Consider the following 15,753-nt stretch of genomic DNA (forward strand, 5'->3'; position numbering starts at 1 on the left):
TGGTTGCAGTGGGGCACCGCGGCCGGCATCGATAAAGCAAGAGTCTGGGCATGACGGTCGAGTTGACTTTGGGCGGCGTCGCGCTTGCGGCGTGGGTGTTTCTGTTGGCTGCTCGCGGGGGGTTCTGGCGAGCCAACGTTCGGGAAGAAAGCGAGCGCGCAATCGCGCCAGCGACATGGCCCTCGGTGACGGCGGTCATCCCTGCACGGAACGAGGCCGACGTCATCGACCGGTGCATCTCGTCGCTCCTGGCGCAGGATTACCCCGCGCGGCTCGACGTGGTTCTCGTGGACGATCAGAGCGACGACGGCACGTCCAAAGTCGCGCGCAAGGGCGCCGAAGCGCTCGGCGCCAGCGACCGCCTCACGATCATCTCAGGCCAACCCTTGCCGCGCAGCTGGACAGGCAAGCTCTGGGCCGTCAACCAGGGCATCGCCGAAGCCTCATCGCGCCCGGTTCCCTCGCGCTACCTGCTCCTCACCGACGCCGACATCGCCTACGATCAGGGCGTGGTGCGCCGCCTCGTGGCCCGGTCGGAAGGGCGCGGCCTCGTTCTCAACTCGCTGATGGTCAAACTCCGTTGCGAGAGCTTCGCCGAGCGGATGCTGATCCCCGCCTTCGTCTTCTTCTTCCAGATGCTCTACCCATTCTCGTGGGTGAATCGCCGCGACCATCCGATGGCGGCGGCGGCGGGCGGCTGCATGCTCGCGCGCCGCGACGCGCTTGAAGCGGCGGGCGGCATCCGGGCTATCCGCTCCTCGCTGATCGACGATTGCGCGCTGGGCCGCGCCATGAAACGCAAGGGACCGGTCTGGCTCGGCCTCACCGACAGTGTCCACAGCCTGCGCCCCTACCCTCATTTTGAGGATATCCGCAAGATGGTGGCGCGCTCGGCCTACGATCAGCTCAATTATTCGCCCCTGTTGCTCGCCGGCACCGTCATCGGAATGATGCTGACCTATCTTATTCCGCTTTGGCTCGCTGTTTTCGGCACAGGTTTAGCGCAAGCAGCTGGCGCGATAAGCTTTGTCTTGATGACGGCGGCTTTCTGGCCGATTGTCCGGTTCTACAGGCTTTCGCCGTTGTGGTCGGCTGCGCTGCCTGCCATCGCGGTTCTCTACATGACGTTCACGGTCGACTCCGCGCTCCAGCAGTGGCGCGGCAAGGGCGGCCTTTGGAAGGGGCGCGTTCAAGCGCAGCGCGCGGAGGCATCATGACGGCGGGTCCGGTCTGGGAAGCAGGCGAGAAGACGCATCGGGACGAAAACTTCCCGGTCGCGTCGCACCTCGTGTCGAAGCGGCATCGCGCGCCGATCATGGCGTTCTACCGTTTCGCGCGCGCCGCCGACGACGTCGCCGACGATCCGAACCTCTCCGAAGACGAGAAGGTGTTCACGCTCGACGCGTTCGAGGCGACGCTGCTTGGGCAGACCGACGCCATCGCGCACGCCTTGCCCCTGCGGGCCGCACTCGCCGAGCGTGGGCTGTCGCCGCAGCATGCCCAGGATCTCCTGATCGCGTTCCGCCGGGACGCGCGCAAGACCCGCTACACCGACTGGAACGACCTCATCGACTATTGCCGCTATTCCGCCATGCCGGTCGGGCGCTTCGTGCTCGACGTCCACGGCGAAAGCCGCGACACGTGGCCCGCGAACGACGCACTGTGCGCCGCGCTTCAGATCAACAACCACCTTCAGGATTGCGGCGCGGACTACCGGCGCCTCGACCGCGTTTACATCCCGCTCGATCTGCTCGAAGGGCGCGGCATCCCCGTAGAGGCCCTCGCCGCGCCCAAAGCCTCGCCCGCGCTGCTCGACGTCATTCATGACCTGGCAGCGAAAACGGAAGCGCTTCTCGGCTCGTCGCAGCTTTCGCGCGGCATCCGCGATACGCGGCTCAGCCTCGAAGTCGCCGGGATCGAGCGGCTCGCCCGGAAGATCGTGCATCTCCTCAAGGAACGCGACCCGCTGAGCGAGCGCGTCCATCTGTCGAAGGCCGCATCTGCGTCGAATCTGATCGCGGCGGCGGGCCTTGAGCTTGGGCGGCGGCTTTTCATGCCCGGCGCGGCTCAGCCTGCGTTGCGAGGTGGCAAATGACCGCCGAAGTTCTTGACGACCTCCAGCACCCCGAGGACGAAGCGTCGAAGCGCGCGCTCGGCAGCTCGTTCTATGCCGCGATGCGCATCATGCCGCCCGGCCAGCGCGAGGCGATGTTTGAAATCTACTCCTTCTGCCGCGCGGTGGACGACATCGCCGACGACATCGAGGGAGATGCCGAAGCGCGCCTGCGCAAGCTCGATCTCTGGCGGCGCGACATCGATGCCGTATACCGGGGCGTGCGCGTGCGCGGGCTTTCCGGCCTCGCCGTCGCCGTGCGCGATTTCGGGCTTGAGCGAGAGGACTTCCGCGCCGTGATCGACGGCATGGAAACCGACGTGCGCGGGCCGGTGCGGGCGCCGAGTTTCGACGAACTCGACCTGTACTGCGACCGCGTGGCGAGCGCCGTGGGCCGCCTGTCGGTAAAGGTATTCCGCATGCCGGACCACGAAGGCCGGGAGCTTTCCGAACATCTCGGCCGCGCGCTCCAGCTGACCAACATCCTGCGCGACCTCGACGACGACGCCGCCATCAGCCGGCTCTATCTGCCGCACGAGTTTCTCGTCGACGAAGGCATCGAAAGCGTCGACCCCGACACGGTGCTCGCGCATCCGGCGCTGGGCGAGGTGTGCAACCGCATCGTGAAGCTCGCGCGCTGGCACTTCGCGGAAGCCGACCGCATCATGAAGGCGCACCCGCGCCGCATGGTGCGCACACCGCGCGTGATGTCGGAGGCCTACAAGGCCATCCTCTCCGGCCTCATCAAGCGCGGCTTCAAGCCGCCCCGCACGCGCGTCAAGCTTTCCAAGCCGCGCATAGTGTACATCGTCCTGCGCCACTGCGTCGTCTGATGGAGCGATTTTGACATTTTAGGGCCGTTTGCACCCAGCTCCCGCCCCAATGTCAGCCCCACTGGAAGAAATGGCATCAGGTGCGTCCTTGCGATTCCGACATTTGCTCGCGAGGACGCCTCAATCGGCTGCAAATGTCGGAATCGGACCACGAGCGATGGATCAGGCCGACTCGACACAGACCCGCCCTGAAAGCGGGGCCGCGCAAGGTTTGCCCGAAGCGCCTGCCGCCGGAAGCGGCGGCGCGCCGCTCACGCATGTCGTCGGCGCGGGGCTGGCGGGCCTGTCCGCAGCCGTTCGCCTCGCGGAGCGGGGTCATCCCGTGGCGGTATATGAAGCGGGCATTCACGCTGGCGGCCGCTGCCGCTCCTATTACGACGCGACGCTCGATCAGGTGATCGACAACGGCAACCACCTGCTGCTGTCCGGCAACGACTCCGCCTTCCGTTATCTCTCGCTGATCGGCGGCGCGGACAAGATGCACGCTCCGGCGAAGGCGGAATTTCCGTTCGCCGATCTCGTCACGGGCGAACGCTGGACGCTCAGCATCAATGACGGGCGGCTGCCGCTCTGGCTGCTCGACAGCGCGCGGCGCGTGCCGGGCACCAGCCCGCTCGACTATCTCGGCGCGGCGCGGCTGATGTGGGCCGGGGCAGACAAAACTGTAACTGATGTCATCGCGCCCAAAGGCACGCTCTATGAGCGGCTCTGGCTGCCGCTGATGATCGCCGCGCTGAACACCGATCCGGCCGAGGCGTCGGCTAGGCTCGCGGGCACGATCATGCGCGAGACGCTGGCGAAGGGTGGCGAGGCCTGCCGTCCGATGGTGGCGGAGGGGTTGTCCGCGGCGTTCATCGATCCGGCGCTCGACTATCTGCGCGCGCGCGGTCACAACGTGACATTCGGTCGGCGGCTGAAACGCCTCGCCTTCGCGGAGGGCCGCGCGACCGCCCTCGACTTCGGAGACGGCGAAATTCCGCTGGCGGACGGCGAAACGGTCATTCTCGCCGTGCCGCAGTGGATCGCGCCGACGCTCGTCCCCGGCCTCAAAGCGCCGACCGAGGTTCGCTCAATTCTGAATGCGCATTTTCGCGTCGCGCCGCCGCCCGGCTTCCCGCCGCTGCTGGGCGTGGTGCGGGGCACGATCGAATGGATCTTTGCATTCGAGAACAGAGTCTCTATTACCATCAGTGGCGCGGATCGGCTCGTTGACCGCCCGCGCGAAGACCTCGCCGCCGATCTGTGGCGGGAGGTCGTTACAATTACGGGGCTTCCGGCTGAACTGCCCCCATGGCAGATCGTCAAGGAAAAGCGTGCTACGTTCGCCGCCACTCCCGCCCAGGATGCTATGCGACCGGATGCGACAACGCAGTGGCGCAATCTTTTCCTCGCGGGCGATTGGACGCAGACCGGCCTTCCCGCGACCATTGAGGGGGCGATCCGCTCCGGCGAGCGCGCCGCCCTGCTGACGATGAGGGTTTAGAGTATGATGGATATGACCGGCCGCAACGGCCTCGATTTCGCCGAAGGCAGCGCCGAGCGCTTCGACTTCGATCGTACCCACGGCAGCATTGCCGACCGCGCCTTCCTCGAAGAACGCATCAATGCCGCGTCGACGGCGCTCCTGTCCTATCAGCGCGAAGATGGCCACTGGTGCTTCGAGTTCGAGGCGGACGCCACGATCCCGGCTGAATATGTGCTGCTGGTGCATTATCTCGGCGAAGAGCCGAACCTTGAGCGCGAAGCGAAGATCGCCAACTACCTTCGCCGCATCCAGGGCGAACACGGCGGCTGGCCGCTCTTCCACAAGGGCGCGTTCGACATGAGCGCCAGCGTGAAGGCCTACTTCGCGCTGAAGATGATCGGCGACGATATCAACGCGCCGCACATGGTGCGCGCCCGCGAGGCGATCCTGTCGCGCGGCGGCGCCGAAATGGCGAACGTGTTCACGCGCATCCTGCTCGCGTTGTTCGGCGTCGTCACGTGGCGCGCGGTGCCGGTGATGCCCGTCGAGATCATGCATCTGCCGCGCTGGTTCCCCTTCCACATGTCGAAGGTGTCCTATTGGGCGCGCACGGTGATGGTGCCGCTGTTCGTGCTCGGCGCGAAGAAGCCGGTCGCAAAGAATCCGCGCGGCATCTCGGTGGACGAGCTTTTTCATGCAGACCCGAAGAAGGTCGGGCCCCGCCCGCGCGCCGAAGGCCAGAGCCGCTCGTGGTACACGTTCTTCGCGGCTGTTGACGCCTGCCTGCGCGTGGTCGATCCGATGCTGCCGAAGCGGTCGCGCAAGAGCGCCATCGACAAGGCCGTCGCTTTCGTGAAGGAGCGGCTCAACGGCGAGGACGGGCTCGGCGCGATCTTCCCGGCCATGGCGAACAGCGTGATGATGTACGAGGCGCTCGGCGTGCCGGAAAGCGACCCTGACCGCGCCATAGCCCGCTACTCCATCGAGAAGCTGCTCTTCGAGACGGAGAACGAAATCTATTGCCAGCCCTGCGTTTCGCCGGTTTGGGACACGGGGCTTGCCTCGCATGCCCTGATGGAGACGGGCGGCGAAGCGGAGCGCGAGGCCGCTGAACGTGGACTTGCGTGGCTGAAGCCGCTTCAGGTGCTCGACGTGAAGGGCGACTGGGCCGACCAGAAGCCGGACGTGCGCCCCGGTGGCTGGGCCTTTCAGTACGCCAATCCGCATTATCCCGATGTCGACGATACGGCGGTGGTGGCGATGGCGCTCGACCGCGCGGCGAACCTGCCCGACAGCCGCAACGATAACGGCCAATCCATCGCACGCGCCAAGGAGTGGGTTTCCGGGCTTCAGAGCAGGAACGGCGGCTGGGGTGCGTTCGACGCGGACAACACGTATTACTACCTGAACAATATCCCGTTTTCGGATCACGGCGCATTGCTCGACCCGCCGACGGTGGATGTCAGCGCGCGCTGCGTTTCGATGCTGGCGCAGCTCGGCGAGAAGCCCGAAACCAATCCGGTCATGAAGCGCGGCATCGATTACATCCTTTCCGAGCAGGAGAAGGACGGCTCGTGGTTCGGCCGCTGGGGCAGCAACTATATCTACGGCACGTGGTCGGCGCTGTGCGCGTTGAACGCGTCAGGCGTTGCGCACGATTCCGCTGCGATGCGCCGGGCGGTGGCCTGGCTCGTGTCGATCCAGAACGAGGATGGCGGCTGGGGCGAGGACGGCTCCAGCTACAAGCTCGACTACAAGGGCTATGAGAAGTCTCCCAGCACGCCGTCGCAAACGTCGTGGGCGCTCCTCGGTCTGATGGCGGCGGGCGAGGTCGACAATCCGGCTGTGAAGCGCGGCATTGCGTGGCTCGTCGCGAACCAGGACGAGGCGGGCACCTGGAAGGAAGACCGGCACAATGCACCCGGCTTCCCGCGCGTGTTCTATCTGATCTACCACGGCTATTCCAAATACTTCCCGCTGTGGGCGCTGGCGCGCTATCGCAACCTCACGAGCGGCAACCGCGCGCCCGTGATGCACGGGATGTAGAGAACGGCGGCGCTGTCCAGCCGCGCGGCCGCGGTGCGTGCTGGGGCGCGCCGCGTTGTGCATCCATTGGCGTGAGCGCAAGAGCGCGTGGCAAAAGTGCGCGGAAGGTCGGCGCGACTTGCCGGGGCGTGCGTTCGAGCCGCCGCAATCGTCGCCAATCGATAAACGCAAGCGCAAAAATTTCCCGCGAGCCTTAACCTCGTCTTCAAGGGTTCCTTGCCCTCGCGCGCCCGCTCGGCTAACTTTGCCCAATCGACGTTTCTCGCGGCGGGACAATCGGCTTGCCGCCACGTGGCAGGCGTTAACGGCGCCCATCCCGCGAAGCTCGCGCGGTGGCGCAACGCTTCGATGAGAAGGTTGCCGCAGTTCGCAATGCAAGAATGATCCGGCGCGGCAACTGCGCCCCTCTCGGGAACACTCCATGAAAATGCTGGCCGACAGGCCCGTCATTGTGGCGACCGGAATGGACTTCGAAGCGCGCCTCGCCGAAAAACACGGCGGCGCGCGCGCCGTTTACGGACAGAGCCGCCCCAGACTTTTCCACGAATTGCACACGCATGCTCGGGCCGGAGCGCGTGGCATTCTGAGCTTCGGCACGGCTGGCGGGCTTCTGCCTGCTCTGAAACCGGGCGACATCGTCGTCGCGACGACCGTGCTGACGGCGGAAGGCGTGTTCGACACGGACGCACGCTGGACGCAGTCGCTCCTGAGAGCGCTGCCGCATGCCTACGCCATGCCGGTTTACGGATCGGAAGCCCCTGTCGTGTCGGCGCTCGAAAAGGAGACGCTCGCATCGAGCACGGGCGCGGCAGCCGTGGACATGGAATCGCAAGTAGCCGCTGCGGTCGCCGCGGATCACGCCCTGCCTTTCGCCGTTCTTCGGGTGGTGATCGATCCTGCCGAGCGCGCGGTTCCGGTGAGCGCGATCGCGGGCGTCCGGGAAGACGGAACGACGGATGTCGGCGCGGTTCTGCGCTCGCTTCTGCGTCATCCGGGCGACATTCCCGGCATCATTCGCCTCGCGGGCGACAGCCAGAAGGCCAGGCAAGCGCTGGCCGACTGCCGGAAGACGTTGGGCCCGCTGTTCGGCCTGCTCGACCCGGTGGAAGTGCCGCAACCCATCGAGTAAGCCGTCGCCATTGCGACTGCCCTGCGCTATCGGCGCGCTTCGCCGTCGCCCGCCATGAGTGCGGCGCCGCGCATGACTTTCCTTTGAAAAACGGGGCGCCTTGAGATCTCGCCCGCGCTCCGCAGGCAGTCGACTGCCGCACATGAAGAAGAGCGACCGCGCGCCTTCATGCGGGGGAGCCGACGCGCGACCGCCGGAGAGCGGTCAGCCGGTCATCTCACCTCGCCCGTGGGCTCGGGTAGGTCGGAAAGTGACGCTGGCCTTCGTGTAAGCTGGCTTCGCCCCGCGGCGTGGCCGCGAGGCAATCGACGTTATTCGGCCGCCGAAAGACGCTGCGGCTTCTCGTCTTCGTCCGCGATGCGCTTCAGTTCCTGCTCCACGTGGAGTGAATGCACGTAGGCAGCGGGTCTCTGGTCTGCCAGCGAGATTTCCGGCGCGAACGGCCCTTCCGTGCGGATGCCCGTCCACATGAGCTTCAGCATGCGCAACGGGTTCGCGATGCTGGCATGCGCCGCCGTCGGCTCGTATCCGCAATGCGCCATGCAGTTTGCGCACTTCTCGTAGCGGCCCGTGCCGTAGGAGTCCCAGTTCGTGGTCTCCATCAACTCGGTGTAGGTCCGGGCGTAACCCTCGCCTATGAGATAGCACGGCTTCTGCCAGCCGAAGATGTTGCGCGTCGGCATGCCCCACGGCGAGCAATGAAATTCCTGATTGCCTGCAAGGAAATCGAGGAACAGCGGCGAATGCGTGAACGTCCAGCGCTTGCCCTTGCCGAGCGCAAAGACCTTGCGGAACAATTCCTTGGTCTTGCGACGGTTTAGGAAGTGCTCCTGATCGGGCGCGCGTTCGTAGGCATAGCCGGGCGAGATCGAGACGCCGACGCCGAGATCCTTGCAGAAGTCGAGGAAGCGCGCGAGTTCCTTCGGGTCGTAACCGTCGAACACCGTGGAATTGATGTTGACCTCGAAGCCCTTCGCCTTCGCCAGGCGGATTGCATTGAACGCGCGATCGAAGACGCCCTTCTGGCAAACGGACGCGTCGTGATGCTCGCGCAGGCCATCGAGGTGGACCGAGAAGAAGAAATAGGGCGACGGCTCGAACAGGTGCAGCTTCTTCTCAAGCAGCATCGCGTTCGTGCAGAGCGAGACGAAGCGCTTCTGCGCGATGAGCCCTTTCACGATCTGATCGATCTCGCGGTGAATCAGCGGTTCGCCGCCCGGGATCGCCACCATGGGGGCGCCGCATTCTTCGGCGGCGTCGAGGCATTCCTGCACCGACAGCCGACGGTTCAGGATCTGATCGGGATAGTCAATCTTTCCGCAGCCCGCGCAGGCGAGGTTGCAGCGAAAAAGGGGCTCCAGCATCAGCACGAGCGGGTAATGTTTCCGGCCCTTGAGTGTCTGCTTGAGAAGATAAGCCCCAATCCGTCTTTCCTTGAAAAACGGCAATACCATCGTACGCTGCTCCCACTCATCGCCGCGCGACCGCGCGTTTGGCATATTGTTATTGATCAGAGACCGGCTTAGCCTCGATCACCCGGAATCTCAAACGGCGTGTAACTGAACGGGGAGGCGAAACTCCACGTTTTCTTCAACGCCTGGTAAATTTGTCACGTCGACCGGGCCAAGCTTGCGCAGAGCTTCGATCACATCCTGCACCATCGCTTCGGGTGCAGAGGCTCCCGCAGTGAGGCCGACGATTTGTGCACCACGCACCCAATCGGGCTTCAACTCGCTGCCATCCGCGAGAAGATAGCTCGGCACGCCAGCTTCCTCTCCGATCTCGCGCAGACGATTCGAATTCGAACTGTTCTTCGCGCCGACAACGAGAATGACATCCGCGATCTTCGACAGCTCCCGCACCGCCGTCTGGCGATTTTGAGTGGCATAGCAGATGTCGTTCGTTCCGGGGCCTACGACATCCGCGAAACGCCGCTTGATGGCGTTTATGATGCCGCGCGTGTCGTCGATGCTCAGCGTCGTCTGGGTGATGTAGGCAACCGGAGTATCGGGCGAGATGGGCAATGCTGCGACATCGTCTTCCGTCTGCACAAGATGGACTGGGCCGGGAATCTGGCCCATTGTACCCTCGACCTCCGGATGTCCGGCGTGGCCGACGAGAATGAGAGTGCGCCCCTGCCCGAGATATCGTTTTCCTTGCAGGTGAACCTTGGTAACAAGCGGGCAAGTTGCGTCGATAACGGGAAGGCCGCGTTCCTCGGCGGAGATTTCGACGTCCTTGGCGACGCCGTGCGCGCTGAAAATGGTCACCGCACCTTCCGGGATCTCGTCGATCTCATCCACGAAACGGGCGCCTTTGGCCTTCAGATCGTCGACCACGTGCTTGTTATGAACGATCTCATGCCGGACGAATACCGGGGCATCGTATTTCTCAAGAGCGCGTTCGACGATCGATATCGCCCGGACGACGCCGGCACAAAACCCCCGCGGTTGAACCAGAACGACTTGTATGCTGCCAGCGTCGCGAGCGAGTTTCTGCATCCCGGTCACCCCGTATCGATGACGTGGCCCATTTTCCACGCAAACCACTATAATTGCCTCTCGCCAAACAAGCCGCTTGCACTCATCGTTCCGAAGCCGGCCCAATAAACGGCAGTTCGATTGACACTTTTTGACAGTGCCTGTCCAGCTATCAAGATCAAACGCCTCTTTTCACGGGACGCATCTCGAAACTGTGTTTCCTCAGTGACACGCCGTCTCTTGCCTAGCACTTGCCGGGCCAAAAGACGTTGCCTGAATGACACACCGATGATGGGTGCGAGCCTTGATTATGCCTGAGCTGCCCTGATGAAAGTCTAAACCCCCTGCCCATATCCAGACGAAGCCACCCAGCGTGATGTTCACTCACTGAACAACGGCGAAAATTTGCCCGACCAACGAGGCGAATACGGGGCATGCGGTCTTCGCAAAGCCCGCGAAATAAAAAAGGCCGGGGCAAACCGGCCTTTCATACCAGCAGCGTGTCTCGCCTGAACTACAGCGTACGCATGCGATCCCAGGTCACAACCACCTTTGCGCCAACTTTCGCGCGACGGTAGAGATCGGCGGCGTCCTCATTATACATGCGGATGCAGCCATGAGACACCTGCTGACCGATCAGCCAAGGTGCGTCCGTGCCGTGGATACGGTACAGGGAGTCGCCGAGATAGAGCGCGCGGGTGCCGAGCGGATTGCGCGGATCGCCACCGGGGACGTAAGCAGGAAGCTTGGGATTCTCCTTGCGCATGTCGGCGGTAGGCGTCCAAGTCGGGTTTTCGCGCTTCTGGCTGACATAGCTCACACCAGACCATTTGGCTTCGGCCTTCGGAATCGCGATCGGATAGCTGTAAGCGACAGTCTTCGACTCGATATAGTAGAGGCGGCGATCGCCAAAGCTGACGATGATATCGCCAACATTGTAGTTGCCCTGAACCCTGACGACCTGACGGCCCTGTGGGCTCATCGGACCGAAAAGATCACTGAAAAAGCTGTCGAGAAACCCGGCCGCGTTAACGTTCGACGTGGCGACTGTCAGTGCAAGGCTGGCAATCGCAAATTGCTTCATGAGGCGTGACATTCAAATCCCTCCGGCGTCTCACCAATCTCAAGTTCAACGAAGAAGCCTCAGCTTGCTCTCTGAACGGAGAAGCAGAGCCGTGGGTTCCCCATCGCTAACGGCTTTTCGAAGGCCACAACTTTCGTTTGTGAGAACATACTCAACGCGGGACTTTGCGTCAGCCCCTAAACCGCCGCCTTCTTGCCGCTTTGCGCGATCGATGTTGCGAAGATGACACGTATCGATGACTGGCAAATTAATGTGAGCGGACAGTCAATCGGATGTTTCAACTGTAGCCGATCACTTTTTGCGGAACTTGTCCAGACTTACAACTTCCGCCGTCTTCCGGTGGGTTTCTGCGGTGTCGTCGTCACCCTCATTCGCCTCTCGGACTATCTCCGGTTGCGAATTGTCGTGATGCGGGACGGCCTGAACCTCCGGTTCTCCGAGCGGCGCAGGAACCAGGGAAAGACCCTCATCAGCCTTGGCCAGCTCGCCCTCGGACGCACGCAGCCCGAGCGCGAAATGAACGCTCGGGTCCTGGAAGATCCTCACCGCACTGAACGGAATAACCAGCCGCTCGGGGATATTGTTGAAGGAAAGACGCACCTCGAAGCGATCCTCGGTCACAGCGAGATCCCAGAACTGGTGCTGGAGGACGATCGTCATCTCGCTCGGATACTGATCCTTGAGACGCTTGGAAAGACCGACGCCGGGAGAGCGCGTGTCGAACGTGATGTAGAAGTGGTGATCGCCGGGAATGCCGCGCTTCAGAACACGCAGAAGAACGGACCGGACGACCCCGCGCAGGGCTTCTAGCACGAGATCGTCGTACGGAATGGTATCTTCGGGCATGTTCTGCTTCTACACGATGGGCCAACGGCCATGAAGGAAGTGGCGGGCTTCTGTTGCCCGGCGCCGCCAGCCGCGCCTGACAGCAGCTACGCCGTCAGGACTTTAGGTCGGTGCAGTTACGCCGCAATCGCGACGGGACGAGCACCAGCATAGTTGTCATTCGCAACTATCATTTTGGCCCAATACGGCGGTACCATGCCGAGCGAAAGACTACCTTTTACACCCTCGTCGATCCTATTTCGCCCCCATCAAAAACCGTCGCCCTTGCAGCTTGGGCTTCGCCGTTCGACGGCTTTTGGTGGAGGCGCCGGGTACCGCCCCCGGGTCCGATAGGCTTATTACGATATCCGTTTATCGCCATAGCTGGCGAACCAGCAAAAGGTAATATAGAGAGTCTCCAGCCCGTTGGAAAGACGGCGGTGCGAGAATGTCTCCATGCGCAGCATGTATGTCACGCCCGGCGTCGCAGGTTGCCGCCCGACGGCCGTCTACTCGATCACGATTTTCGGGCCCTGAACCGTGGCAGCGCCGGAGAGGGCGCTCCAGACCGAAGAGGCGATCTCCCGGTAGAGCTTCGCATGCAGCGACGCGGGGTCCGAAACGACGATGGGCTGACCCGCGTCGGATGTCTCGCGCACGGCCATATGCAGCGGAACCCCTCCCAGGAATGGCACGCCCAGCCTCGCTGCCTCGTCTTTAGCGCCGCCATGGCCGAAAATGTCCGACCGCTCCCCGCATTTCGGGCAAACGAAATAGCTCATGTTCTCGACGATGCCGAGCACGGGCACGTTCACGCGCTTGAACATCTCAAGGCCCTTGCGCGCATCGATCAGCGCCAGATCCTGCGGCGTCGAAACGACGACCGCGCCCGAGAGCGAAGCCTTCTGCGCCATGGTGAGCTGCGCGTCGCCGGTGCCCGGCGGCATGTCGACCACGAGCACGTCGAGTTCGCCCCATGCAACATCGTTCAGCATCTGCGTCAGCGCCGAAATCACCATCGGGCCGCGCCAGATCATCGGCGTTTCTTCCTCGACGAGGAAGCCGATCGACATCGTTTCAAGCCCGTATTTCTCGATCGGAGCGAGGATATTGTCGCCGATCAGATCCGGCTTTTCCCGGATCGCGAGAAGCCTCGGCACCGACGGACCGTAAACATCCGCGTCCAGAAGCCCGGCCTTCAGGCCGTTCGCGACAAAGCCGAGCGCGATGTTGACCGCCGTCGTCGATTTGCCGACCCCGCCCTTGCCCGAAGCCACCGCGATGATGTGACGGATGCCGCCGATCCCGCGCCCGATGGCGGCGTCGGCCTGCTTCGCGGCCTCGCCTTCTTTCGCATCGGCCGTGAGAACCACCGTCGCGCCCGCCACGCCCGGCAATCCCCGGACCGTGTCTTCCGCCTCGCGCCGCACGGCTTCATAGGCGCGCGCGTCTCTCGGCGGCACGCTCAGCGCAAAATACACCTTCCCCTTCACGATGGCGATCTCGGAGAGGATGCCTGCCGAGACGAGATCCACGCCCCCTGGCGTTCGCACGCTCTTGAGGGCAGAGAGGATATTTTCTTTTGTCGGGATATCGGGCATCGGGAGGAACCGTAGGGCTTAGGTGTGAGAATGGATTTTGTCTTAATCTAGGATGCGCGGGGTCGACGGGAAAGCGCCTTTACTCAAAACTCCCGGCAGAAGAGCACGAGGCAGCTCCGCCGAGTTTGTTCGCGGCGCGAAAAGCGCGGCCTTCACCAAACGTTCACTCACACAAAGTCGGCGTTCGATTTAAATTGTTTGACGTACTCCTCATATAAGATGGGCGCATCGTGTCGAGTTCTGGCGGGGAAATCATGGCGCTTCCGGCTCAGCGTGACAGCTCCTATTCACCCCTGATGATCCTGCTCCTCGCGGGGCTTTCCATCCTTGCCTGGATTTCGACCTATTCAGGCATGCTCTACCTGATCGAAGCGGGTTCCGGCGAGATCGGGCTCGGGGCGAAGGTCGCCATCGCCTTCGCCGTCCTCATGCTTCAGGGCATGATTATCTATATCCTCGACGCGCTTTTCTCGGGCCAGCTTCGCCCTTCCCTCTACCCACTCTACATCCTCGGCTATGTCGTCCTGTTCCTGATATCGGTGGCCTTCGCCTTCGGCTTTTACTGGCGTTTTCTCGAAGCGGGTGCGCAGACGTCGCAGGCAGCCGGCGCGTCGGTCTATCAGGTGCAGCGGTCGCTTCAGAACGGCCAGAGCCGCCTCGAACTGTTGCAGACGGCGCTGTCGACGCTCGCCACCGTTTCCTCCCAGAAGGCGCAGATCGAGCGGACGGCGGGCGGGACATGCCCCGCGAGCCGCGCGGGCGACGGACCGCGCCGCCGCTTGCGCGAAAGCGACGCGCAGCGCTTCCAGTTTGCCAACGATCTGATCGCGTCGCGAACCAGCGCCGTAAAGTCCGACATCGCCGATCTCAACACGGACCTTCAGCGCATCCTGAAGAAAGATCCGGCGACCATCGATCCGCAAACCGGCACGCGCACCGCCTTCATCGAGGGACTCGACCGCAAGCTTGGCCTCGTGACGGAGCGCTTCAACGCTCTCAGAACCGATCCGCAGCTCCGTCAGCTCCGCGATGAGCTGCAAGCTCGCGGCAGGCAGACATCGTTTACGGACGAACGCGGCGTGGCTTTTTCTTGCCCGGACGGCCAGCTCCAGACAGCGCTGAACGGTGTCGTGCGTTCTATCGACGAGCTTCCGCAGTTGCAAAAGCCGGAGCTTCGCTCGGTTGAGGGCTCCGAGGCCGTGACCGAAGCGTTCCGCCGGCTGTCGAACACCGCGACGGAGCTCGTCCTGCATGGCAAGGCCCCGCCGTCGCCGGAGCGCATCCGTACCGAGCAGGCCGCGAACCCGACGGCTACCGTCAGTCAGGACGAGGCGGGGCTCAGCGACCGCGACTACATCCCGCTTCTGATCGCCATCTTCGTGGACGTCTGCATTCTGCTCGTTTCGATCAACCGTCCGTTCGGCCCGTTTTTCAATCTCGGTCAGGATCTGGCGCGGGCGCAGGCGCGCGGGCCGATGCGCGGCGTCCTCAACACGTTCTATCGCGTGTTTCAGGATCAGTTCGAGGCGCAGTCGCCGCCGACGCCCGCCGAGCTTGTCGCACCGCTTCAGGACGTCGTCTTCGATCACGGTGGACAATACTACGCGGCGGTGCCGCTCGATTTCCGCGAGGAAAACTACGACCTGTGGGCGCGCGCGCGAGTCAACGCTCCAAGCTTTGAATCATCGCGCGCGCTGGAGCGCTCTCGCTATCTCGCGGCCGTCTTCGCGATCCTCGAAGGCGAAAAGCTGGTGCGCCTGCTGGGCGTTGAGCGGCGCAGCCGTTTTCGCCGCGATGAGGTGGGCGGTCTCGATGAGGAGGCGGTGCGCCGGAAGCTCGACCGGCAGGGCAGCATGTATGCGCAGGCCGACGCCTTCCGCATATACCGCTTCCGCCCCGGCAAATGGGCGGAACTGCTGATCCAGGCGGTTGGCAGCATCTCGGGGCGAGCAGCGGCGCAACGCGGCCTTCCGCTTTCGCTCAGGCGGCTGCCCGCCGATGCCGCATCCGCCGCCGAGCAGAAGGCGCTTCCCGAGACGAACGAACCCGCCGCCCTTCCCGGCAGCGATGTGGAGCCGCCCCGCCGTCTCCCCGATCGTTCGCGAGTCGAGTAGCGGCGGAGCGCGATGCGCCCGTTTGGGTGCGATCGGGCGCAACGCAGCTCTGATCGAATTTTA

The 15,753-nt window shown here is 63.5% G+C and carries 12 protein-coding genes and 1 other RNA gene; 7 read left to right on the forward strand and 6 right to left on the reverse strand.

The window, feature by feature from the left end; all coding sequences use genetic code 11:
- Nucleotides 1-50 precede the first annotated feature (50 nt).
- The 6 genes from QM659_RS11650 to QM659_RS11675 all read left to right on the forward strand — a co-directional run bounded on the left by QM659_RS11650 (nucleotide 51) and on the right by QM659_RS11675 (nucleotide 7,586).
- Complete coding sequence (locus QM659_RS11650; RefSeq protein WP_415188555.1) at nucleotides 51-1,217, forward strand: glycosyltransferase; 1,167 nt, start codon at nucleotides 51-53, stop codon at nucleotides 1,215-1,217.
- Nucleotides 1,214-2,095, forward strand: coding sequence for a squalene synthase HpnC (gene hpnC, locus QM659_RS11655; RefSeq protein ID WP_415188556.1), 882 nt, complete (start codon nucleotides 1,214-1,216; stop codon nucleotides 2,093-2,095). Before QM659_RS11650 ends, hpnC begins: the two co-directional genes overlap by 4 nt.
- On the forward strand, nucleotides 2,092-2,946 hold the full coding sequence (hpnD, locus tag QM659_RS11660; protein ID WP_415188557.1) for a presqualene diphosphate synthase HpnD: 855 nt from the start codon (nucleotides 2,092-2,094) through the stop codon (nucleotides 2,944-2,946). Before hpnC ends, hpnD begins: the two co-directional genes overlap by 4 nt.
- Nucleotides 2,947-3,103: 157 nt before the next feature.
- A complete protein-coding gene (hpnE, locus tag QM659_RS11665) occupies nucleotides 3,104-4,429 on the forward strand; it encodes a hydroxysqualene dehydroxylase HpnE (RefSeq protein ID WP_415188558.1) in 1,326 nt (441 codons plus the stop codon).
- Nucleotides 4,430-4,432: 3 nt separating this feature from the next.
- On the forward strand, nucleotides 4,433-6,457 hold the full coding sequence (shc, locus tag QM659_RS11670; protein ID WP_415188559.1) for a squalene--hopene cyclase: 2,025 nt from the start codon (nucleotides 4,433-4,435) through the stop codon (nucleotides 6,455-6,457).
- Nucleotides 6,458-6,878: 421 nt separating this feature from the next.
- Nucleotides 6,879-7,586: a phosphorylase gene (locus tag QM659_RS11675; RefSeq protein WP_415188560.1), complete on the forward strand. Its 708-nt coding sequence runs from the start codon at nucleotides 6,879-6,881 to the stop codon at nucleotides 7,584-7,586.
- 311 nt (nucleotides 7,587-7,897) lie between these two features.
- On the opposite strand, the gene hpnH is transcribed toward QM659_RS11675, so the two are convergent.
- From hpnH to apbC, 6 genes are all read right to left on the reverse strand, one after another.
- Nucleotides 7,898-9,040, reverse strand: coding sequence for an adenosyl-hopene transferase HpnH (gene hpnH / locus QM659_RS11680; protein ID WP_127078692.1), 1,143 nt, complete (start codon nucleotides 9,038-9,040; stop codon nucleotides 7,898-7,900).
- 90 nt (nucleotides 9,041-9,130) lie between these two features.
- Complete coding sequence (gene ispH, locus QM659_RS11685; protein WP_181952144.1) at nucleotides 9,131-10,087, reverse strand: 4-hydroxy-3-methylbut-2-enyl diphosphate reductase; 957 nt, start codon at nucleotides 10,085-10,087, stop codon at nucleotides 9,131-9,133.
- A 493-nt stretch (nucleotides 10,088-10,580) separates the two neighbouring features.
- On the reverse strand, nucleotides 10,581-11,162 hold the full coding sequence (locus tag QM659_RS11690) for a L,D-transpeptidase (protein ID WP_303482828.1): 582 nt from the start codon (nucleotides 11,160-11,162) through the stop codon (nucleotides 10,581-10,583).
- 279 nt (nucleotides 11,163-11,441) lie between these two features.
- Nucleotides 11,442-11,996 carry an SspB family protein gene (locus QM659_RS11695; RefSeq protein ID WP_415188561.1) on the reverse strand — a complete coding sequence of 185 codons (555 nt, stop codon included), beginning with the start codon at nucleotides 11,994-11,996 and terminating at the stop codon, nucleotides 11,442-11,444.
- 38 nt (nucleotides 11,997-12,034) lie between these two features.
- Nucleotides 12,035-12,412: a transfer-messenger RNA gene (gene ssrA / locus QM659_RS11700) on the reverse strand.
- Nucleotides 12,413-12,484: 72 nt separating this feature from the next.
- Nucleotides 12,485-13,576 carry an iron-sulfur cluster carrier protein ApbC gene (gene apbC / locus QM659_RS11705; RefSeq protein WP_415188562.1) on the reverse strand — a complete coding sequence of 364 codons (1,092 nt, stop codon included), beginning with the start codon at nucleotides 13,574-13,576 and terminating at the stop codon, nucleotides 12,485-12,487.
- A gap of 230 nt (nucleotides 13,577-13,806) precedes the next feature.
- Here apbC and QM659_RS11710 point away from each other — a divergent pair, with 230 nt between their 5' ends.
- Nucleotides 13,807-15,690, forward strand: a complete 1,884-nt coding sequence (locus QM659_RS11710) for a hypothetical protein (RefSeq protein WP_415188563.1) — start codon at nucleotides 13,807-13,809, stop codon at nucleotides 15,688-15,690.
- Nucleotides 15,691-15,753 lie beyond the last annotated feature (63 nt).

This window comes from Rhodomicrobium sp. (assembly GCF_047605405.1).
GTDB classification, from domain to species: Bacteria; Pseudomonadota; Alphaproteobacteria; order Rhizobiales; family Rhodomicrobiaceae; genus Rhodomicrobium; species Rhodomicrobium lacus.